The following is a 22,101-nucleotide window of genomic DNA, read 5'->3' as shown; positions in this document are numbered from 1 at the left end:
CGTGATCAAGCACTTTCACTCGCCTGGGCCACAAACAACACCACTTGCCATGGACTGCTGGCCAGCTTCGAAGCCGGTGCGGCAATCAGCAACGGCAACTGCCCGTCGAACCATTGGCCTTCGGCCGTCACCACAAACAACCGCGTATCGTCGCCGACGCTGTAGGCCACTTGTTCATTGCGACTCATGGCCTGATGGGACAGGCCGCTCATGCGCTGGCGACTGAGCATCGCAATGTGCGGCTGCGACGCAATGATCGCCCCGCGCAACCATTCGCTCGCGGCCTGCTCGCTGGCACCGTTGGGCATGCGCAAACCGATGACTAGTCGTTGGCTCGGCTGGTCGTCGGGCAATTGAATCGAGAAGAACTGTTCGTTGCGTTCGAATGCCAGGCTGCGATAACCGGCGCGGATCAGTTCGAGGGTCTTTTCCAGCCAGTCGAGCACCGCCTCATAGCCGCGCTGCAACTCAAGAAAATCCAAAGGAGCGAATGCCGGAACACCGGCCAATGGATCGAGCGCCGACCAGGCGCCGGCCAACCCGAGCAGCAAGCCATACAGCGCCTGAGGTGTCGCCACCCGACTGTTCAGCGTGCCTTCGACTTCCGGCAACCGCGCCCAGAGCGCCGTCAACTGGCGGCGAATTTCCAGCGCATCGTCCTGATTGCCGGCCTGCTGCGCCTGGCGTAAACGACCGGCGAGGAACATGCATTTCTCCCGCGCCCGGGCACACAGCGCCGCCACGCGCCGACCCACTACCGACTCGGGCAACAGGCACGGCGTCGGCGGGGTGTACGGCAACTGAAGAAAGCCGCCGCCCTCCTTGCGAATTCTCAGCAACGGCAAGCAGACCGAATCCGCCTTGTTCAACTGCGTGCACAAACGCGGATTCGGACGCCAGACTGTGATCGATTCCGGGTACTCGCCACTCGTGAGATCCGGCAACGCGTCGCCGACCACCGATTGCAATCGGCCCTTGAGCGGCAGCAATTGACCGGCGCGCCACAGCGGACTGATCGCCAGGTAAACGGTAACGGTGGCGTTGTCCGTGGCGTCGATCGCTTCACTGACGTCGAGCTCCAGCATCGGCCCGACACCAGCCTGCAGATTGACCGGCAAACCGTCCGGCAAGGTCGCCTGTAAATTGATCAGTCGTACGAGCCCGGCGCTCAATGCCGAGGGATCGAACTCAACGCGAGTCACACCCCAGAACCACGGATTACAGGCCTGGGCGAAATGCGCCACCAGCGCCTCGGCCCGCAGCCCTTGCAACTGAAAATGCTGGGGCAACAACTGCATGCCCTCATGCCAGCAAACCGCGTCAGGTAGCAGACTCATACGATTCCCTTCGACGTCTCGTGTCGCCGCGCCAATGGCGGCCTGGCCCTGTGTTCAGTTCGGGTGGTCGCTGACCAGCGTCATCTCGCGACTGTCGAACTTGAGCCAGGCGTTGCTCTGATCGTCCAGCCGTAACCGGTGTGCTCCGGGAGTGTTATAGCTGGCGAAGACTAAAAGTCCAGCCGCCCGCTTGCCCCCCAGCGGGAAGGGTTGTTTGTCGATGAATTGACCGGGTACCAGCTCCAGTCCCCAGACGGTCATCAGCTGTCGGTAGTCGCGCTGAAACTGCTCGCGTTCGGCGAACCACTGCCGGGCGGTGATGCCCGACAACTGCTTGAGCAGGTCCGCGTCGTTCACCGCGATGAAGTCCACCGCGATCGGGGTGTCATCGTTGGCGCGGGGTGCGACGTCCAGCGTCAGGTTATCGAGGTCGACACGAGGCCCGAACAACGAACACCCGGCGAGCGACAGGAGCAGAACCAAAGAAAATAAACGTGCGTACAAAATGAATTTTCCTTTTCTCGACACGGTCCAAAATTGCTTTTTGTTTGCTTTTTTATAGACCTGTTCTAGCGTCTTGGGTAGTTCGGTCGGCACGACGAATGTGGAAGGTTCGTCAAAGGAATGACAGGTCCTCTGCCCTCCCTTTCTAACCTACGGTCCAGTAAGGGAATGCGATGAAACGGGCCTCCCGATGCATTGCACCCGCCTCATGCATCGGAGTCAGCCACCATGGCAGAAAGTACTCAGCACAAGCTCGACAGGGTTCGCCCACCCCGGGTGCAAATCACCTACGACGTCGAAATCGGCAACGCCATCGAGAAGAAAGAATTGCCGTTGGTTGTCGGCATTCTCGCCGACCTCTCCGGCAAGCCTCTGGAGCCACTCCCGAAACTGAATGAACGGCGCTTCACCGAAATCGACCGCGACAACTTCAACGAAGTGCTCGCCTCGATCGGCCCGCGCGCCACCTTGCAGGTCACCAACACCCTCAGCGGCGACGACAGCAAACTCAACATCGAGCTCAACTTCAAACACATCGACGACTTCGACCCGGTCAAGGTGGTCGAGCAAGTGACTCCGCTGCGGCGTCTGTTCGAAGCCCGTCAGCGTCTGCGCGATCTGCTGACCAAGCTCGATGGCAACGATGATCTGGACAAGCTGTTGCGCGACGTCATCGCCAACACCGAGGGCCTGCAAGAGATCAAGTCTGCCCGTCCGGAAACCGCCGCTCCCGCTCCTGCTGGCGACAGCGAAGCACCGGCAGAACCGCAAGCCTGATCGTTCATCCACTTAGGGAGAATTCGCCATGCCCGCCTCATCCGCCGCCCAGAGCCAAGCCAACGACAGTACAGCCCAGACCTTGTCTCTGCTCGATGAAATAATCGCCAAAGGCCGCATGGCCCATGACGACAGCCAGCAAGATTACGCCCGCGACATGCTCGCGGAATTCGCCACCCAGGTCCTTGACGAAGGCATGGCCATCGACAAGGACACCGTGGCGATGATCAACGACCGCATCAGCCAGATCGACGAGCTGATCAGCGCTCAGCTCAACGAAGTGTTGCACCACCCGGACCTGCAAAAACTCGAAGCTTCCTGGCGCGGCCTGCACCTGTTGGTGAAGAACACCGAGACCAGCTCCCGGCTGAAATTGCGGTTGCTGAACGTGACCCAGAAAGAGCTGCAGAACGACTTGGAAAAAGCCGTCGAGTTTGACCAGAGCGCACTGTTCAAGAAGATCTACGAAGAGGAATACGGCACCTTCGGCGGCCACCCGTTCAGCCTGCTGGTGGGTGACTACACCTTCGGCCGGCACCCGCAGGACATCGGCCTGCTGGAGAAGCTCTCGAACGTCGCGGCGGCCGCTCACGCGCCGTTCATTGCCGCCGCCAGCCCTCGGCTGTTCGACATGAACAGCTTCACCGAACTGGCCGTACCGCGTGATCTGTCGAAAGTGTTCGAAAGCCAGGAGCTGATCAAGTGGCGCTCGTTCCGCGAAAGCGAAGATTCGCGCTACGTCTCGCTGGTGCTGCCGCACTTCCTGCTGCGTCTGCCCTACGGCCCTGACACGTCACCGGTGGAAGGCATCAACTACGTCGAAGACGTCAACGGCAGCGACCACGGCAAATACCTGTGGGGCAATGCCGCGTGGGCCTTGTCGCAACGAATCACCGAAGCCTTCGCCAAGTACGGCTGGTGCGCGGCGATTCGCGGTGCCGAAGGCGGCGGTGCAGTAGAAGGATTGCCGGCCCATACCTTCCGTACCACCTCTGGCGATCTGTCGCTCAAATGCCCGACCGAAGTGGCGATCACCGACCGTCGTGAGAAAGAGCTCAACGACCTCGGTTTCATCGCCCTGTGCCACAAGAAAAACAGTGACGTGGCAGTGTTCTTCGGCGGCCAGACCACCAACAAGTCCAAGCTCTACAACACCAACGAGGCGAATGCCAACGCGCGGATTTCGGCGATGCTGCCGTACGTGCTCGCGGCCTCGCGTTTCGCGCACTACCTGAAGGTGATCATGCGCGACAAGGTCGGCAGTTTTATGACCCGCGACAACGTGCAGACCTACCTCAATAACTGGATCGCCGATTATGTGCTGATCAACGACAACGCGCCGCAAGAGATCAAGGCGCAGTACCCGTTGCGTGAAGCCCGGGTGGATGTGACCGAGGTGGCCGGCAAACCGGGTGCCTACAAGGCCACGGTGTTCCTGCGGCCACACTTCCAGCTTGAAGAGCTGACCGCGTCGATCCGCCTGGTCGCGACCCTGCCACCACCGGTAGCCGCCTGACCTACCTCCCGCCGGGGCCAACCCGGCGGGATTCCCCTGCTTGTCTAGCACGATTACTTTCAGGAGTTTCATGCGATGGATGCAATTATTCTCGACCTCGGCGGCGACATCAAAGGCGATAGCCTGCTCGAGGGTTACAAGGACAAGATCGAAGTCATGTCCTACAGCCACAACGTGGCGATGCAGGTGACCAACGACGTCAGCAACTCGGAGCGTACCTCCGGCAAGCCGCACATCGGCGAGTTCACTCTGACCAAATTCGTCGACAGCTCGACGCCCTCCCTCAACGAATATTGCTGCGCCGGCAAACCGATCCCGGAAGCCAAAATCACCATCGGCCGCAACGCCGCCGAAGGCAGCGGTCAGTTGATGCCGTTCATCATCTACACCCTGACCAACGTCGTGCTGTCCAACGTCAGCGTCAGTGGCGGTACCGGTGGCAAACCGGTGGAAACCCTGTCGCTGAACTTCACCAAGATCAAGTGGGAACTCACCGCCCAGAAAGACGACGGCACCAAGGAAGGCACGGCCGCCTCGACCTGGGACATGGCCGCCAACAAACTCATCAAAGCCAAGTAAACGGACGCGTCGGCCATGGCAGGCACCGGCATTCTCCCACCGTTGTTCGAGCGCCTCGCCGCAAGCGAGGTCGACACCGTGCAGGTGTTCGATCGCCAGGGGCTGCTCGACTCGGTGCACACGGAGTTGCTGCGCCTGTTCAATACCCGACGCGGCCAACGCCCACTGACCATCCCGCCGAGCATTCTCGACTACGGCATCGCTGACTGGACCGCCTTGCAACAGCAGCGCAGCGATGACCGTCGTCAGTTGGCGCGGGAAGTCCGCGAGGCCATCACCCATTTCGAACCGCGCCTGCAACTGGGCGAAGTTCAGGTCAATCCGGTCCCCGGTCATCCGCAGCAACTGAGCATTCGGCTACTGGGCGAGTTGCGCAGTGGCCAGCAGCACTGGCCCGTGGCATTTGTCATCGAGAAGGTCAGCGATGGCCTTGAGGTGCGTCATGAGCGACTCGATTGACCCGCAACTGCTCGATTACTACCAGCGCGAACTGACTTGGCTGCGGCACGCCGGAAGCATTTTTGCCGAGCGTTACCCCAAGGTCGCCAGACGCCTGGAACTGTCCCCCGGTGAATGCCCCGACCCGCATGTCGAACGACTGCTCGAAGGTTTCGCCTTGCTCGCAGCACGCCTGCAACGGCGGCTCGATGACGACTACGCCGAATTCAGCGATGCCTTGCTCGAACAGCTTTACCCGCTGGCCATGCGACCGTTGCCGTCCTGCGCGATCGTGCAGTTCGAGCCGGATCCGAGCAAAGGCAACCTCGCCGGCGGCTACCCGCTGCCACGGGACACGCCGCTGTTCGTCACCACCAGCAAAGGCGAAAGCATCCATTTTCGCACCAGCGCCGCGGTTCGATTGTGGCCGCTGGAAATCAATGAAGCGCTGCTGCTGGGCAGCGACGAAGCCCAGGCCCTGACCGGTGTTGCGCAAGCGCGCTCGGCCCTGCGCCTGAGCCTGCGTTGCCTCGGCGAAAGCCAGTGGTCGGAGTTGGCGATCAAACAGTTGCGCGTGCATCTGGCCGCCTCCCCGGTGATCAACGCCTGCCTGTATGACCTGCTCGGCGCCCACGCCGTGAAGGTGCTGGCCGGACCCGTTGGTAGCGTGCCGAAAGTGTTGGCGGGGCTGCCAGATATCGTCGGTTTCGCCAGCGACGAAGTGCTGTTGCCGGACGAGGACGGTGTGCATCCGGGCATGCGACTGCTCGCCGAATACTTTGCCTTCCCGGACAAATTCAATTTCTTCGATATCCCGTTGGCCGGTGCCACCAGCGACAGCCAGACGCTGTACCTGTACATCGTCTTCGACCGCGCCCCGGCCAACCGTCTGCACCTTCAGGCCAGCGACTTCGCCTTGGGCTGTGCGCCGGTGATCAATCTGTTTCCGCGAACCTCGGAGCCCCTGCGCCCGGACGGCACCCGCAGCGAGTACCGCCTGGTCGCCGACAGTCATCGGGAAAACAGCGTCGAGATCCACAGCATCCGGGCGATGCGCGCCAGCTCCAGTCAGGGTGTGCTGCGCGTTCCCGCCTATTACGGCAGCCAGCATATCGGCGGTGAAAAGCAATGCTATTGGCATGCACGACGGGTCAGTGGCATGACCCCGAATCGGCTGGGCACCGACCTGATGGTGAGTCTGGTGGATACCCGGCTCGATCCATTGACCGAGGCCAGCGAATACAGCCTCACCACCGAACTGCTGTGTACCAACAGGCATCTGGCCCAGAGCCTGCCGGCCGGGACGCCACTGGGTTTTGAACGACCAGGGCCTGTGGCCTGGGCTCGTCTGCGCAACCCACCCAGTCCGCAAAGCTTGCCGCGTCTGGACGGCGAATCGCGCTGGCGGCTGGTGTCGCAACTGACCCTCAATCATTTGTCGCTGGTCGAGGGGCCACAGGCGCTGGAAGCCCTTAAGGAAATCCTCCAGTTGCACAACCTGCGTGACGAGGCCAGCGCCCTGCGGCAGATCGACGGTTTGTTAAGTCTCGGCTGCGAACGGGTGATCGCCCATGTCGGCGAAGACGCCTGGCGCGGTTGGCGCAACGGGCTGGAAGTTCAGCTGCAACTCGATCCGCAGCATTTCGTCGGCAGCAGCGCCGTGTTGTTTTCAGCGGTGCTGGCACAGTTCTTTTCACTCTATGCCACGGCCAATCGCTTTGTACGCACGGTCCTGGTCCAGTCAGACAAGGAGGTCAAGACATGGCAACCCCAAGCCGGCATGCCGCTGTCCCTCTGAGCCTGAGCCAGAAGCTGCGGCGCGACCCGCAGGCGTTCGAGTTGTTGCAGGCGTTGCTGTTGCTGGAGCGCGAACACCCGCAAGCCGAATCCCTGGGCAGCGGCACCGCGCCCCAAGCAGAAGCCCTACGCCTGCGCGGGCCGTTGACGCCGCTTTTTTCCGCCAGCGAGATCGAAAGCCTGACCCAGGAACCCGGCCAGCAACCGACGCTGAGTACTCCGGTGTTTGGCCTCGGCGGGCCCGACGGTCCCCTGCCCTACGCCTATCAGGAATGGCTGCAACAACGGGCCCGCGCCAAGGACCATGCACCGGCCGAGTTCCTCGATTTGTTCCAGCATCGCTTGCTCAGCCTGCTGTACAAGGTGATGCGCAAACACCGGATTGCTGTCGGCTTCACCGCCCCCGGCGCGTCCCCGGTGCAGGCGCAACTTCGCGCGCTGACCGGGCTGCTGCCCAAAGCCTTGCAGGAACGTCAGGCCGTCCCCGATTCCGCCGTGCTGGCGTGCAGCGCGCTGTTTGCCGACGGGCGTCGCTCCCTCGCCGGTTTCGCCGCGATCGTGCGCGAGCATTTCGAACTGCCGGTCGCACTCAGCGCCTATGAAGGTGCCTGGCGGGAAATTCCGCCGGCCAGTCGCAGCCGTCTGCAACCGGGCGGGCGCAATCTGCAACTGGGCCGCAGCGCCGTGGCCGGCACCCGAGTCTGGGATGAACACGCCGGCATCCGCCTGACCCTCGGCCCGCTGACCTCGGCGCAGGCGGCGCGATTTCTTCCGGACGGCGAATCCCATCCAGCACTGGCCAGCCTCAGCGCGTTGTATTTCGGCCCCGATCTGGATTGCACGCTGGTGCTGTTGGTGCGTGGTGCCAGCCCAATGAAACTTGGTCGCCAAGCCCCGCCCTTGCTCAGTTGGAACGGCGGCTTGCAACGCCAGACCAGCCTCGCCGTGCAACGGATCGAAACCCGCCTTCGTCAGCTGGAGATCACCTGAACATGGAACTGGCCAGCCTGATCGGACGCCTCAACCCGGACAACCGCCGCGCCCTCGAACGAGCCGCGCAGCGCTGCCTGCAACGGGGTCATCATTACGTCGAAATCGAGCATCTGCTGCTTGAACTGCTGGACATCGATGGCGGCGACTTCGCCTACCTGCTGCCGCGCTTCGGTTTGGAGCGCGATGCCCTGACGGCGGAAATCAACAAGGCCCTGGAACTGTTCAAATCCGGCAGCACCCGCACCCCGGCGCTCTCGGCGCACACCATCGGCCTGCTCGAAGACGCAGTGGTTCAGGCCAGCGTGCTCGGCCTCGAAAGCATTCGCTCCGGCTTGCTGTTGCTGGCCTTGCTCGACCGCGACGAGCGCCGCAGCCTGCTGCTCAATAGCGCCTCGTCGCTGTTGAAAATTCCGCGGGAAGCCTTGCGCAGCAACCTGCTGGAATGGACCGAAAACTCACGTGAACACGTCGGCGGCACGCGGCCTGTCAATGCCGGCAAGCCGCAGCCGAAACAGGATTCGGTGCTCGATCAGTTCACCCAGGACCTGACCGCCGACGCCCATGCCGGGCGCATCGACCCCATCGTCGGCCGCGACGGCGAGATTCGCCAGTGCATCGACATTCTGCTCAGGCGTCGGCAGAACAACCCGATCTTGGTGGGCGCGCCGGGCGTGGGCAAGACAGCTGTGGTCGAAGGCCTGGCCCTGCGCATTGCCGCCGGCGATGTGCCGCCGTCGCTGCAGGAAGTCAGTCTGCGGGTACTCGACCTCGGTTTGTTGCAGGCCGGGGCCGGGGTCAAAGGCGAGTTCGAACAGCGGCTCAAAGGTGTGATTGACGCGGTGCGCAGCGCCGATAAACCGATCATTCTATTCATCGACGAAGCCCACACCCTGATCGGCGCTGGCGGCGCGGAAGGCGGCAGCGACGCGGCCAACCTGCTCAAACCGGCGCTGGCCCGTGGCGAGTTGCGCACCCTGGCCGCGACTACCTGGCTTGAGTACAAAAAATATTTCGAGAAAGACCCGGCCCTGGCCCGGCGTTTTCAGTTGGTGCAAGTCGAGGAGCCAGACGAAACCTCTGCCGTGGAAATGCTCCGTGGCGTGGCCGCGAAACTGGAACAGCACCACGGCGTGCAGGTGCTGGACGCAGCGATCCACGAAGCGGTGAAACTGTCCCATCGCTACATCTCCGGGCGCCAGCTGCCGGACAAAGCCATCAGCGTACTCGACACCGCCTGCGCCCGGGTCGCTCTCGGCCAGCACGACGTACCGCCACCGCTGGAAAGCCTGCGCCATCGCCAGCAAAGCCTCAAAGACGAAGTCGAACGCCTGCGCCGCGAACAGGCCACCGGGCTCGATCACCGGGAACGCATCACCCTGCTGGAAACCGAATCCGTGGGTAATGTGCAAGCCATTCGCGACCTGGAAATTCGCTGGAACGAAGAACGGATCGCCGTGCGCGAACTGCTGGAAACCCGCCGCGAATTACTCACCTTGAGCGAACGCGCCGACAACGACAAACCGGACGAAGCCACCGACAGCCGCATCGATCATCTGGCCGCCGAACTGGTACGACTCGAGGCCGGACTGGACGCCATTCGCCAGGACGATCCGCTGGTGCCGGAACAGGTCGACGCAAAAACCGTGGCCGCCGTGATCGCCGGCTGGACCGGCATACCCGTAGGCAAGATGCTCGCCGACGAAGCCCACGCCGTACGCACCCTCGGCCAGCGCATGGGCCAACGGGTCATGGGCCAAAGCACCGCGCTGAACACCATCGCCCAACGCCTGCAAGCCTACCGCGCCGGCCTCACCGACCCACAAAAACCGGTCGGCGTATTCCTGCTGGTCGGCCCCACCGGCGTGGGCAAAACCGAAACCGCTTATGCGTTGGCCGACGCGCTCTACGGTGGCGAACGCAACCTGATCAGCATCAACCTTTCCGAATACCAGGAAGCCCACACCGTCAGCCAACTCAAAGGCGCCCCGCCCGGCTACGTCGGTTACGGCAGCGGTGGCGTGCTCACCGAAGCAGTGCGGCGCAAACCCTATTCAGTGGTGTTGCTCGACGAAATCGAAAAGGCCCACCCGGATGTGCTCGAAGCCTTTTACAACGTCTTCGACAAAGGCGTCATGGAAGACGGCACCGGGTTGGTGGTGGATTTCAAAAACACTGTGATGTTGGCTACCAGCAACGTCGGGGCTGAGTTGCTGCTCGACACACCGGTCGCGCAACTGGGCACCGATGCCTTCAACGAAACATTGCACAAAGTCCTGCTAAAAGCGTTTCGGCCAGCGTTTCTGGCGCGTATGACGGTGGTGGCGTATCGGCCGCTGGATGAGGCGACGCTGGAAGGGATTGTGTTGGCGAAACTGGAGAAGTTGCGCGGACGGTATAAGGCTGCGACCGGGAAGCAGTTTGAGTTCGATGCCGGGATTGTGCAGGCGGTGTTGGCCAAGTGCAGTGCGGCGGGTGCGAGGGATGTCGAGAATGTGTTGATGACGCAGGTGACGGGGAAGTTGGCGGAGTGGGTGTTGGAGTGAGTCCCGGACGACTGACTCTCTTGTGTAAACAGGAGCAAAGTGTAAACCCGAAGATGTCGCACAGCAGAGGAAGCAGTTGCCATGTGCCGTGCTGGTTATTTTTCGATGAAGGTAGTGCAGCCAATATGAGGTAAGTCATCATGCCGACCCGACTGATAATAGGCGCAGGCGTTTCCGCTGCAGTGTTCCTGAACACCTCATCCGACGGCTATAAAACTGTAGTTGTCGGTGAGGATGGACTATGGGCAAAACTCGTAGAACACCCCATGGGCCAGCCCGCTCACCTCCTGCACTTACCGGGTTCTCCACCCCCGTCGTTCACGGTTGCCAATGGTGAAATGAGCCTGGACAACTTCCTCTCCTCAGGTGTTTTTCAGCAAGGCGTCAGTGAAATCGTCAAAGGTAGCCGCTACGGTCACAATCCTTCACGCAAGGTACGGCGGATATCCAAGTCACTCACCCAACCAGGAAATTACGTCGCCTGGTTTGATACCTCGCATGCCTTAATCGTTGAAAAAATAGTGATTGCTACCGGCATTGGCGCCCAACGTAAACCGCCCAAAATAACAGGAACACCTGCGCCCGGTATTGATTACTCACAAGTTATCGAAGGTATCGAATTTCTTGAAGACGAGGAGCAACATGTTCCCAATATTGACCGCGCTATCTACGGCGGTAGCGCCACCGCCGCCTGGGTGGTCGATATTGCCAGCAAATACTCGCCAAAGATGAACTGGTTTGCCCGTCCCGGCGGCTCAGAATTCACGGGAGCAGTACTGCCTGGGGCCAGGAATGCAAAGATCATCAAGCTTTGCGAAACTCATAACCTGCAGCTATTAAAAGAGGTTACCGAGGTCGAATATGTTGGTGAACGGTTGCATATACACGTCAAAGACGAAGATTTTTGTTATATCGCCGATCAGTTCATTTATTCATTAGGCGGGGACGACAACCCTACTGTTACGGATCATATCTATCAGGTAATGGACCCAGACATCAGGGATGACCTTTCTCCTATCCTCGACGCCAGCGGTGCATTAGGCACGCAATACAAAAGTGTTTTGGCACTGGGCACCAGCGACAACGGAGTGATGATTGTTGGTGCTGCCACTTACAACTTCACCGCCATGACAGTCAATCCTACTTCAGGAAAAGCGGTTCCCACTAAAAAGAAACCGGCACCCATGGCCCATTTACCCTGGAATGCTCAAGTTCCCGATGGTATCGCCGTGGTGGTGGCCAGTATTTCTGCCCTGAACCACTATATTCCCATCAAACAGCGCCTGACACTCAACTATCAGAACACCTATCAGGAATATGCCATTACTGAAAACAACACCAACATAAATCTGGCAGACGCCAACCAATTAGCCGTATTGTTCACCTTAATGTTTGACGAGTTATCGGCCAATCAAATCAACGATCTTGTGATTCGGACCATCATGGCCCGCAGCAGAAAAACCAAGGGTAGCACTGAGGTATTCGGCCTCAGCAAACGCGACTTCTACAACCTTATCAAGTCGAGAATCAGTTTCATATCGGACACTTCAATAGATGAACGCTGCTCATTGGCCGGACTTAAGCTTAGTTGATACCGCCGCGCCAAGAATGCTGATTCATTGACCACCTGAGGCTACTTGATGCCCCGCTCCGTCGATGCCACCACCAGCCTCTCCCTCACCGCCGCCTCACTGTCGGCGCTGTACCCTGAATCCCTTTCTGGCGAAGAGGCCCTCAACCAACTCGGCTCGCAAATCCTCAACGGCCTCAACGATGGCGCCTCGCTCACCCTGACTACCGCCGTCGCCACCCACGTCACTACCACCCTGCACAACGACGCCCTGACCCGTCCAATGGACGCGCTGGTCGCAGAAATCCGCCAACTCCCCGCCGACGCCACCGCCGAGCGTTATCAGCTTGTTTTAAGACCATGGCTGTGGTGGCTGACCCTGGCCAGCAACAACCGTGTGTTCCAGAACCTCAGCACCTCGGACATCGTCACCACGATTTTCAAGGCCCACGGTTTTACCGATTTCCTGCTGAAGCTCAGCGGCACTTACACCCCACGCGAATACTGCGTGCAGTACGGCGAAACCGATTTCGCTTTCGTCTCGCGGTTGCTGGAAGAAGAAGGGATTTTCTGGTTCTTCACCCACGAGGACGGCAAGCACACGCTGGTGCTGGGAGACAGCAACGATGCCTTCGTGCCGATCCCCAATGGACCCAAGGTGAATTATCTCGGCCAGCAGTTGGGCGAACGTGAACTGCACGGTATTCGCTCCGGGCAGGTCTGCGTGCAAGCGGTGGCCGGTGTCTATCGGGCGACGGATTACGAGTTCACCACCCCGTCCACATCTCTCTACGGTCAAGCCGAAGCGGTGGCCGGACCACGCTCGATGTACGAGCACCCGGGTGGCTACAACGCCAAGGCTCGGGGGGATGCGCTGACCAAGCAGCGGGTCGATGGATTGCGCAGTCAGGAGAAGCGTTTTGTCGGTGAAAGCGATTGCCGCTGGCTGGTGCCGGGGCACTGGTTCACCCTCGCCGGGCACGATGACTCAACGTTGAATATCGATTGGGTGGTGACGGCGGTCACTCACGAAGCCAGCCATGACAGTTATCGCAACCGCTTCGAAGCCATCCCCAAGGCAACGGCGTTCCGCCCGCAACGAACCACGCTGAAGCCACGAATGCACACCCAGACCGCCATCGTCGTCGGCAAGTCGGGCGAAGAAATCTGGACCGACGAGTACGGCCGCATCAAGTTGCAGTTCCCGTGGGATCGCGATGGCAAGAACGACGAAGCCAGTTCCTGCTGGGTCCGTGTGGTGTTGCCCTGGAGCGGCAAGGGTTTCGGCATGCAGTTCGTGCCGCGCATCGGCCAGGAAGTCATCGTGACCTTTATCGACGGCGACCCGGACCGACCGCTGGTGACCGGTTGCGTCTACAACGGCGACAACGCCCTGCCCTATGCACTGCCGGCGAATCAGACCCAATCCGGGATCAAGACCCAATCGTCCAAGGGCGGCGGTGGTTTCAACGAGCTGCGATTCGAGGACAAGAAGGACGCTGAAGAAGTATTTCTCCAGGCGCAGAAAGATCTGAAGATCAACGTGCTCAACGACACCACCGCCACCGTCGGCCACGACGAAACCCTGACCGTGCAGAACGCTCGCACCCGCACGGTAAAAGAAGGCGACGAGACCGTAACCCTGGAGAAAGGCAAACGCAGCGTGACCATCCAGACGGGGAGCGACACTCTCGATGTGAAGGACAGTCGCACGGTGACCGTGGGCGCAGACCAGACCCACAGCACCGGTGGCAACTACACGCACAAGGTCACCGGTGATTACAGCCTGACGGTGGACGGCAACCTGACCATCAAAGTGACCGGCACCCTGACCCTGCAAAGCGGCGGCAGTTTCACGATCAAGAGCGGCGCGGATCTGGCGGCCGAGGCCAGCACCTCGATCAGCCAAAAGGCCGGCACCTCACTGAGCAATCAGGCCGGCACCTCACTGGAGAACAAGGCCGGCACGACAATGACCAACGATGCCGGGATCAGCCTGACCAACAAGGGCGCTGCCTCGCAGACCGTGGATGGCGGCGGCATGCTGACCATCAAGGGTGGTCTGGTGCAGGTCAACTGACGAGGAGAACCCATGGCCATCACGCCGCTGGATTTGCAGCAGAACGATAAACAGCTCAAAGGGCGCTTGCTCGATGGCCAGCTCGACGGTGCGCTGCACATCAAGGATGACGGGCGCGCACAGGCTGATTTGCACTACAACCGAGGCGAGCTGCAAGGCACTACCCTGCTCTACCACCCCAATGGCAAGGTCTCGGCGCAGTTGCCGTTTGTGCGTGACAAGCTGCAGGGGGTTGCCAGTTTCTATGCCCCCGAAGGCAATCTGCAGCGCAAGGCGACTTATCGCCGAGGGCTGTTGCATGGCGAGGCGTTCAATTATTTTCCCGATGGGCAACTGGCGGAGGTCGAGTTTTACCGCGACGGTGTGCGCGACGGGCGCTATCAACGCTTTCATCCCAACGGCAAGCCGGCCGTCGAGGCTCGGTATCTCAACGGTCAATTGCTGGAACCGGAACAGGGCTTCGCCAGCGACGGACGACCATTGGACGCCGACGGCAAGCCGATCTCACGAGTGCGCTGGTGGTTCAGGCGCTGGAGCGATCCTGCTCAAGCCTAAGTTCTGTAGCAGCTGGCGAAGCCTGCGTTCGGCGGCGAAGCCTGCGTTCGGCGGCGAAGCCTGCGTTCGGCGGCGAAGCCGTCGTGAAATCAGCTACCTCGGTGTGCCAGGAATACCCCGCATTCAGGGTTTGCGACGGCTGCGCCGCCGAACGCAGGCTTCGCCAGCTGCTACAGAGGTTGTGTGGATCAGGGAATCAGCATCTGCATTTGCCCCGGCATCACGATTTTGATCACTCCGGCCCAGTTGCACATCAAGGTGCTATTGGCATCAATGGCCGGCATGCCGCCCAGCAGCAGGGTCGGCGCGCCGCCGGGAATCCAGGGGGTGGCGGTGGCCGGGATGCAGGGCATCGGCGTCAGTACGCCAAGCGCCGCGGCGGTGGCGGCAGCGACCATCGGGTTGGCCATGCTCATGCACGTGCCGAACGGCATGACGTTCACCAGCGGAATGTGATCCATGATGTTCGCCGCCGGCATGCCTCCGGTCAGTGTGCGGTTCACTGGCAGCACGTTGAGTACCGCCGGTGCCGCGCCGAAACTGCATTGCAGGGTCGCGGTGGCGCAAACTTGCGGACAGCCCATGTCGAATCTCCTTCCTGGAAAGCGGCGCTCCCCTGAAACCATAGTCCGCCGAGCCTGTTCGTGCACATCAGGAACGCTGATTATCCGGCAACACGCTAACCTATAAGACCGTGCCGCGCTTGTGGCCACCCCGGCGCACCATTAGATTAGCCAATGATGTCTGGCCTCCAAAATAAGCAGAAGGGATAAGCATGGCGCTTACTGACCAGTCCACCCGTATCCGCTCCGGCGAAGAACTCGATGCCAGCCTGATCGATCCGTACCTCAAGGCGCACATTCCGGGCCTGAGCGGCTTACCGAAAATCAGCCAGTTTCCGGGCGGGGCGTCGAACCTGACTTACCTGCTGGAATACCCCGAACAGGAATTCGTCCTGCGTCGGCCACCGTTCGGCCACAAGGCCAAGTCCGCCCACGACATGGGCCGCGAATTCCGCATTCTCAATCAGCTGCGGGACGGCTTCCCCTATTGCCCCAAAGCCTATGTGCACTGCACCGACGAGTCAGTGATCGGCGCCGAGTTTTATGTGATGGAACGGGTCAAGGGCATCATCCTGCGCTCCGAACTTCCGCCGGAACTGGGCCTTGATTCAGCGAAGACCGAAGCCCTGTGCAAAAGCTTCATCGACAAGTTCGTGGAACTGCACCAGGTCGACTACAAGGCCTATGGCCTGGGCGACCTCGGCAAACCCGAAGGTTATGTCGCGCGGCAAATCAAAGGCTGGAGCGATCGCTACGAAAAAGCCCTGACCCCGGATGCACCGAAGTGGGAAGCGGTGAAGGCCTGGCTCAACGACAAGATGCCGGCCGATCACCCGACGTCGAGCATCGTCCATAACGATTACCGCTTCGACAACGTGATCCTCGACCCCGACAACCCGATGCAGATCATCGGCGTGCTGGATTGGGAACTGACCACCCTCGGCGACCCGCTGATGGACCTGGGCAACACCCTCGCCTACTGGATCGAAGCCGACGACCCGGCGCCGGTGCAATTGATGCGCCGCCAGCCAAGCCACGCTCCGGGCATGCTGACCCGCCGCGAGTTTGTCGATTACTACGCCGAGCGCGCGGGCATCCAGATCGACAATTTCGACTTCTACTACACCTACGGCCTGTTTCGTCTGGCCGGCATCGTGCAGCAGATCTACTACCGCTTCTTCCATGGTCAGACCCAGGACAAACGCTTCGCGCAGTTCATTCACATGAACAAACTGCTGGAGCAGATGAGCCTGCAAGTCATCTCGAAATCCAGCCTCTGATCACGGCCGCTGACCGGGCCCAAAAACAAGGAAAAATCATGTCCAAGACTCAGTTGTTCGACCTCGACGGCAAGATCGCTTTCGTCTCCGGCGCCAGCCGCGGCATCGGTGAAGCCATCGCCAAACTGCTGGCGCAGCAAGGTGCCCACGTCATCGTTTCGAGCCGCAAGCTCGACGGTTGCCAGCATGTTGCCGACGCAATCATTGCCGCTGGCGGCAAAGCCACCGCCATTGCCTGCCACATTGGTGAGATGGAGCAGATCACCCAAGTCTTCGCCGGCATCCGCGAACAGTTCGGGCGCCTGGACATTCTGGTCAACAACGCGGCGACCAACCCGCAGTTCTGCAACGTACTGGATACCGACCTCAGCGCCTTCCAGAAAACCGTCGACGTGAACATTCGCGGCTATTTCTTCATGTCGGTGGAAGCCGGCAAGCTGATGCGCGAGCACGGCGGTGGCAGCATCATCAACGTCGCCTCGATCAATGGTATTTCGCCAGGGATCTTCCAGGGCATCTACTCGGTGACCAAGGCAGCGGTGATCAACATGACCAAAGTCTTCGCCAAGGAATGCGCGCAATTCGGCATCCGTTGCAACGCCTTGCTGCCGGGTCTGACCGACACCAAGTTTGCTTCGGCTCTGGTGAAAAACGACGCCATATTGCAAACGGCGCTGCAGCAGATTCCGCTCAAGCGTGTGGCGGATCCGAGTGAAATGGCCGGTGCGGTGTTGTACCTGGCGAGTGATGCGTCGAGTTACACGACTGGGGTTTCGTTGAATGTGGATGGGGGGTTCTTGTCCTGATCCGATTTACCGGATGAACAAAGGCAGCCTTAGGGCTGCCTTCTTTTTTTGCCCTAATTGATCGTTCCCACGCTCCGCGTGGGAATGCAGCCCGGGACGCTCCGCGTCCCAAAGCGGACGCAGAGCGTCCATTGAGGCATTCCCACGCAGAGCGTGGGAACGATCACGAGAAAGAATTTTAATTCCACCATTTGCAAATAAGGAATATTTATTCCATAAATAGCCCTCCTGAAAATAAAAAACCAAAGGACCCGGCTATGCGCGAACTCGGTATCGGACTCATCGGAACAGGTTTTATGGGCCGCGCCCACGCCTTGGCCTTTCGCAATGTCAGCGCCGTTTTTGAATTGCCGCTGAACCTCAAACTCGCCGCCCTCGCCGACGCCGACCCGCAACGCGCCCGACATTGCGCCGACGCCTGGGGTTTCGATACCGCTCATAGCGACTGGAAACAACTGATCAATGACCCCAAGGTCAACCTGGTCGCTATCACCACCCCTAACCATCTGCACTACCCCATGGCCATGGCCGCCCTCGCCGCCGGCAAGCCGGTGTACTGCGAAAAACCGCTGGCGGTGAACCTCGAACAGGCCAGCGCGATGCGTCTGGCTGCTAAAGCCGCAGGCGTGGTAACGCGGGTTGGTTACAACTACCAACACAACCCGATCATCAGCCTGGCTCGAGATTTGATCCAAAGCGGCGCGTTGGGGCAGATCATCAGTTTCCAGGGCGAATTCAGCGAAGACTTCATGGCCGACCCCGTATCAACCTGGTCTTGGCGCTGTGACGCCGATTACGCCGGCGGTGCCTTGGCGGACCTGGGCAGTCACTTGCTGGCCATGGCCCGTCATCTGCTGGGCGACGTCGAGGCGGTGTGTGCGGATACCCAGACCGTGCATGTACAACGCCCCGTAACGTCAGGTGGCCAGGAGCAACGCGAGGTCGCGGTCGACGATCAGGTCCACGCGTTGCTTCGGTTCGCCAATGGCGCACGGGGGACGTTCAGCAGCAGTTGGCTCAAACACGGTTACAAGAATCACCTGAGTTTTGAAATCAGCGGCACTCGGGGCACCCTGGCGTTCGATCAGGAACGCTTGAATGAGCTGCGGCTGTATCGCGCAGGGCAAGGCGGGTTCCAACGGTTGCTGGCAGGGCCGGATTTACCGGGTTACGCCGCCTTCAGCCCGGCGCCGGGGCATCAGTTGGGTTACAACGAACTCAAGACCCTGGAAGTGCATGAGTTGGTGATGGCGCTAGCCGGCCTTGGTCAGGACGGGACAGATTTCGAGCGGGCATGGGAAGTCGAACGCCTGGCGACGGCGATTCGTTTGGCGGCACAAGAGTCGCGGTGGGTCAGGATCGAAGAAGTCTGACCTTACTGAGTGACGCAACGGGTCAGGGTCGTGGTCCGGGTCACCTGCCCTTCAGCCCTCATCTCACCGTGCACCTCGGTGTTTTCGGAGGTCTGACAGGTACGAACCGGTGGCGGTGGCGGCGCAGCGGGTGGTGGAGGTGGCGGGCTGGCGCAACCACCCAGAATCGCCGCGCAGAGTGCGAGCGACAGTGGCGAAAAAACACTTTTCCCAAAACTGTTCATAGGCTGACCCGCGGTAAGTAATCGACATTTTCCGCGACACAAAAACCACACCGCACACCCGCGGCCCCGTCACAGAAATGAAATACCTCGCATTCCTTATAGCCCAGCCACCCGCCAATGCCAGAAAATCGCGAGCAAGCCCGCTCCCGCAGTGGATCGGGGTCCATCCGTGAGAGACAAGTCAGCGCCTACTAGCACTGGACCGATGCAGACCAATGCTCTCAAGCTCGTACCGCAACTCCTCAATCAACGCCGCCATCGCTTCCGGCGTCCTGAGCGTCGCCACGCTCAACCCACTGACCACCAGATCCACCTGCCCCGTGGCCGGGTGATAGAGCTTCACCGTCAACGAATTATCCCCCGTGAGCGCACACTCACAGGCCAACGGCGAAAAGCTGCGCTCCAGCTGCGTACGTAATTGCGCCAGATAATTCATCCTGACTCACCTTGGCGACGGCGCAGAATCGACTGCCCGCTTGTTCTGTTCGCACCCATTTGTGGCTGTTCCTATAGCTGCATCGAAGAGGACGCGATAGCGGGCCCAAGCCACGTCTCGCACCCTCACAGCCTAGAAAAAGCCCCGCCCGATCAACACATGAAATTGCACCACCCCCACTAGTGCATTTGCACCTTAACGCAGCCCCCTCGGTCGGCTCTCGCTGGAAAACAATCCCCGCTCCCGGGCCCAGACTATCGCCTCACTGCGGCTGTGCACGTCGAGTTTGGAATACACCGTCGAGACATGATTGCGCACGGTATTAGGCGCCAGTTTCAGGCGCGCGGCGATTTCCTTGTCAGCCAGGCCTTCACAAATCAGGCCGAGCACATCACGCTCCCGGGCGGTCAGGTCGGTGAACGACACACTGGGCAACTGCGGCGAATTGACGTTTTTCACGTTGGCGAGTTTTTCGATCAGCGTACGGCTGAACCAGGACGCATCTTTCATGACCTCTTCGATCGCCGACACCAACTCCAGCTCGGTGCGTTTTCGCTCGGTGATGTCCATCAACACCAGCAGGTAGCAAGAGCCGTCCTGAATGTTCACGGTGTCCGCCGAGACCGCGCAATCGATCACCCCGGCATCCTTCCTGCGCACCCTGACATCGACGCGATCCACGCTCCCGGTTTTCTCCAGGGCCGCAAACAGGCGCGTGCGAGCGCCCGCGTCATCGATGAAGCCGAGTTGCGCCACGGTCTTGCCGAGCACCTCCTCACTGGGGCACGCGAGGGTATCGAGAAAGGCTTCGTTGACGTCCATCACCACTTGATCGTCGGCACTGCACACCAGTATTGGCACCGGGGTGAGGCGAAAGGCTTTGGCGAACCTCTCCTCGCTCTGGCGCAGGGCGATTTCGGCCTTGTGCCGCAGCTCCATGTCGACGAAGGAAAACAGCATGCAATCTTCGTTGTTGAACTCAAGCGGTTGCCCGGCAACGATCACCTGTTTGCTGCCACCGTCGGGCAATTGCAGTTCGGCCTGCATCTGCGGAATAGTTGCGCCGTCACGCAAACGCTGCTTGGCCAGATCCCTGTTTTCAGCGCGCTCCAGCACATCCAGCTCATAGGTCGAAGCGCCGATCACCTGATCACGGGCATAGCCGGTCATTTCCAGGAAGCCCTGATTGACTTTGATGTAGCGCAAATCGCTGAGGCGACAGATCACCGCCGGGGCCGGGTTGGCATTGAAGGTCTTTTCGAAACGCTGCTCGGCGCTGGCCCATTCGGTGACGTCGTTCATGATCAGCACCAACGACTCCGGCTCGCCGGCGCGGTCGGCCAGCACCATGCTGCGCACGCTGTGGACCCAGGTGTGCTCATCGTTTTCGACTGGCGTCAACTCGACCAGCACATCGCTGAACATCTCGCCGCGGGCCACGCGGCTGATTGGATAATTCTCCGTCGCCACCGGGTGATTGTTGCGATAGCGCAAGGCAAACCGCTTCGCGTACTCCCTGGCATTGGCGCCCAGATCACCGATCCGACTGACACCGTGCATGGCCAGCGCGGCGTCATTGGCCCAAAGGATCGTCTGGTCGAGCTCCAGCAAAATCACCCCATCGGACAGCCCGGCGATGATCTGCTGCAACTGGCGGCGATTGGTTTCGGTGGTCAGGACGTCCTGGCTCATTGGATCTCCACAATTGCGGCGGCGCCTTTGCGCGCGGCCCAGTGAAGATTACGACCGCAGACGCTTGCGATAGTGCAAAGCCGGCACCCACTGCCCTCCCAAAGTAGCCCTATGCTCAATAAGGAAAGAGTGGTTTAGTGCCGCTCTTTGATTATCTGGAAGAGTTGCCATGGTGTTTGATTCTCTTCATTTCACCCCCTGGTCCGCCCTCGCGGGAGGGGCGCTGATCGGTGTGGCCGCCAGCGTCATGGTGGTGGCCAATGGACGGGTTGCGGGAATCAGCGGGCTGTTAGGCAGTCTGCTTGAGGGCAATGATTCGGGGCGGGGCGAAAAAGCCCTGTTCCTGCTCGGACTATTGGCGGCGCCGTTATTGTGGGCGTTGTTTCATGTGTGGCCGGCCATCGAATTCAAAACCGGTGCCGTGGGCCTGATCATCGCCGGATTGTGCGTCGGCGTCGGCACTCGTTATGGCTCCGGATGCACCAGTGGCCACGGCGTGTGCGGTATCTCGCGCCTGTCACCGCGCTCCATTGCCGCGACATTAAGCTTCATGTTCGCCGGCTTCGTAACCGTGTTCGTCCTGCGTCATCTGCTGGGGTATTGAGCATGCGCAAACTGACCGCTTTCCTCGCCGGCCTGCTGTTCGGCATCGGCCTGTTGCTGGCCGGTATGGCAAACCCGGCCAAAGTGCTGGGTTTTCTGGACATTACCGGCGTGTGGGATCCCTCATTGGCGCTGGTCATGATCGGGGCCATTGCCGTGGCCTGGGGGCCGTTTCATTGGGCCATGAAACAACCGACGTCCTTGTTGGGGGCACCTATGCAGTTGCCGATCAGCCGTGAGCTGGATCGGCGCCTGATCGGTGGCAGCCTGCTCTTCGGCGTCGGTTGGGGAATTGCCGGCATCTGCCCCGGCCCGGCGCTGGTGTTGCTACCGACCGGCCACTGGCAGGCCTGGGTGTTCGTCATCGCCATGCTGGCGGGGATGCTGATGTTCAAAGCGTTGCAAACCCGCCGTTGAGCATCCCGCCAACCCAAT

At 60.5% G+C, this 22,101-nt stretch carries 20 protein-coding genes; 15 read left to right on the top strand and 5 right to left on the bottom strand.

The genetic code is table 11. The features are described 5' to 3' along the window. Nucleotides 1-5 precede the first annotated feature (5 nt). Together tssK and PSH97_RS12545 are read right to left on the bottom strand one after the other, a co-directional pair. Nucleotides 6-1,337 carry a type VI secretion system baseplate subunit TssK gene (tssK, locus tag PSH97_RS12550; protein ID WP_305449447.1) on the bottom strand — a complete coding sequence of 444 codons (1,332 nt, stop codon included), beginning with the start codon at nt 1,335-1,337 and terminating at the stop codon, nt 6-8. A 54-nt stretch (nt 1,338-1,391) separates the two neighbouring features. After that, the gene (locus tag PSH97_RS12545; RefSeq protein WP_305449446.1) at nt 1,392-1,841 is read right to left on the bottom strand and encodes a type VI secretion protein; all 450 of its coding nucleotides are present in this window, start codon (nt 1,839-1,841) and stop codon (nt 1,392-1,394) included. A 228-nt stretch (nt 1,842-2,069) separates the two neighbouring features. Here PSH97_RS12545 and tssB point away from each other — a divergent pair, with 228 nt between their 5' ends. From tssB to PSH97_RS12495, 10 genes are all read left to right on the top strand, one after another. Then, entirely contained in the window at nt 2,070-2,618 is a 549-nt protein-coding gene (gene tssB, locus PSH97_RS12540) for a type VI secretion system contractile sheath small subunit (protein WP_305449445.1), read from the top strand. Nucleotides 2,619-2,646: 28 nt separating this feature from the next. Further along, the gene (gene tssC, locus PSH97_RS12535) at nt 2,647-4,134 is read left to right on the top strand and encodes a type VI secretion system contractile sheath large subunit (protein WP_305449444.1); all 1,488 of its coding nucleotides are present in this window, start codon (nt 2,647-2,649) and stop codon (nt 4,132-4,134) included. A 75-nt stretch (nt 4,135-4,209) separates the two neighbouring features. Further along, nucleotides 4,210-4,713: an Hcp family type VI secretion system effector gene (locus tag PSH97_RS12530; protein WP_038984147.1), complete on the top strand. Its 504-nt coding sequence runs from the start codon at nt 4,210-4,212 to the stop codon at nt 4,711-4,713. A gap of 15 nt (nt 4,714-4,728) precedes the next feature. Then, entirely contained in the window at nt 4,729-5,172 is a 444-nt protein-coding gene (gene tssE / locus PSH97_RS12525; protein ID WP_305449443.1) for a type VI secretion system baseplate subunit TssE, read from the top strand. After that, nucleotides 5,156-6,949 (top strand): type VI secretion system baseplate subunit TssF, encoded by a 1,794-nt coding sequence (gene tssF / locus PSH97_RS12520; protein WP_305449442.1) that lies wholly within the window; start codon nt 5,156-5,158, stop codon nt 6,947-6,949. Before tssE ends, tssF begins: the two co-directional genes overlap by 17 nt. Continuing rightward, a complete protein-coding gene (gene tssG, locus PSH97_RS12515) occupies nt 6,913-7,938 on the top strand; it encodes a type VI secretion system baseplate subunit TssG (RefSeq protein WP_305449441.1) in 1,026 nt (341 codons plus the stop codon). The genes tssF and tssG overlap by 37 nt, the downstream gene beginning before the upstream one ends. Before the next feature lie 2 nt (nt 7,939-7,940). Next, nucleotides 7,941-10,484, top strand: coding sequence for a type VI secretion system ATPase TssH (gene tssH / locus PSH97_RS12510; protein WP_305449440.1), 2,544 nt, complete (start codon nt 7,941-7,943; stop codon nt 10,482-10,484). A gap of 140 nt (nt 10,485-10,624) precedes the next feature. Beyond that, complete coding sequence (locus PSH97_RS12505) at nt 10,625-12,076, top strand: hypothetical protein (RefSeq protein WP_305449439.1); 1,452 nt, start codon at nt 10,625-10,627, stop codon at nt 12,074-12,076. Nucleotides 12,077-12,124: 48 nt separating this feature from the next. Next, nucleotides 12,125-14,134, top strand: coding sequence for a type VI secretion system Vgr family protein (tssI, locus tag PSH97_RS12500; RefSeq protein ID WP_305449438.1), 2,010 nt, complete (start codon nt 12,125-12,127; stop codon nt 14,132-14,134). A gap of 12 nt (nt 14,135-14,146) precedes the next feature. Continuing rightward, complete coding sequence (locus PSH97_RS12495; protein WP_305449437.1) at nt 14,147-14,689, top strand: toxin-antitoxin system YwqK family antitoxin; 543 nt, start codon at nt 14,147-14,149, stop codon at nt 14,687-14,689. Nucleotides 14,690-14,877: 188 nt separating this feature from the next. Here PSH97_RS12495 and PSH97_RS12490 read toward each other — a convergent pair whose 3' ends face one another. Further along, nucleotides 14,878-15,273, bottom strand: coding sequence for a DUF4280 domain-containing protein (locus PSH97_RS12490; protein WP_007899527.1), 396 nt, complete (start codon nt 15,271-15,273; stop codon nt 14,878-14,880). A 191-nt stretch (nt 15,274-15,464) separates the two neighbouring features. Here PSH97_RS12490 and PSH97_RS12485 point away from each other — a divergent pair, with 191 nt between their 5' ends. The 3 genes from PSH97_RS12485 to PSH97_RS12475 all read left to right on the top strand — a co-directional run bounded on the left by PSH97_RS12485 (nt 15,465) and on the right by PSH97_RS12475 (nt 18,711). Continuing rightward, on the top strand, nt 15,465-16,532 hold the full coding sequence (locus tag PSH97_RS12485; RefSeq protein ID WP_305449436.1) for a phosphotransferase family protein: 1,068 nt from the start codon (nt 15,465-15,467) through the stop codon (nt 16,530-16,532). 38 nt (nt 16,533-16,570) lie between these two features. Beyond that, the gene (locus PSH97_RS12480; protein WP_305449435.1) at nt 16,571-17,338 is read left to right on the top strand and encodes an SDR family oxidoreductase; all 768 of its coding nucleotides are present in this window, start codon (nt 16,571-16,573) and stop codon (nt 17,336-17,338) included. 257 nt (nt 17,339-17,595) lie between these two features. Then, entirely contained in the window at nt 17,596-18,711 is a 1,116-nt protein-coding gene (locus PSH97_RS12475) for a Gfo/Idh/MocA family protein (protein WP_305449434.1), read from the top strand. Nucleotides 18,712-19,116: 405 nt separating this feature from the next. Here the strand turns inward: PSH97_RS12475 and PSH97_RS12470 are convergent, their stop codons facing one another. Then, nucleotides 19,117-19,371: a DUF1652 domain-containing protein gene (locus PSH97_RS12470; protein WP_305449433.1), complete on the bottom strand. Its 255-nt coding sequence runs from the start codon at nt 19,369-19,371 to the stop codon at nt 19,117-19,119. A 195-nt stretch (nt 19,372-19,566) separates the two neighbouring features. Then, nucleotides 19,567-21,063 carry a helix-turn-helix transcriptional regulator gene (locus PSH97_RS12465; protein WP_305449432.1) on the bottom strand — a complete coding sequence of 499 codons (1,497 nt, stop codon included), beginning with the start codon at nt 21,061-21,063 and terminating at the stop codon, nt 19,567-19,569. Nucleotides 21,064-21,232: 169 nt separating this feature from the next. On the opposite strand from PSH97_RS12465, the gene PSH97_RS12460 reads away from it, so the two are divergent. Next, the gene (locus PSH97_RS12460; protein WP_305449431.1) at nt 21,233-21,667 is read left to right on the top strand and encodes a YeeE/YedE family protein; all 435 of its coding nucleotides are present in this window, start codon (nt 21,233-21,235) and stop codon (nt 21,665-21,667) included. A gap of 2 nt (nt 21,668-21,669) precedes the next feature. Next, nucleotides 21,670-22,083 (top strand): DUF6691 family protein, encoded by a 414-nt coding sequence (locus tag PSH97_RS12455; protein WP_052964169.1) that lies wholly within the window; start codon nt 21,670-21,672, stop codon nt 22,081-22,083. Nucleotides 22,084-22,101 lie beyond the last annotated feature (18 nt).

The sequence above is a fragment of the Pseudomonas cucumis genome (genome assembly GCF_030687935.1).
Taxonomy (GTDB): domain Bacteria; phylum Pseudomonadota; class Gammaproteobacteria; order Pseudomonadales; family Pseudomonadaceae; genus Aquipseudomonas; species Aquipseudomonas cucumis.
The sequence above is the reverse complement of the archived record's forward strand: the minus strand, read 5'-3'. Positions and strand labels throughout refer to the sequence as shown.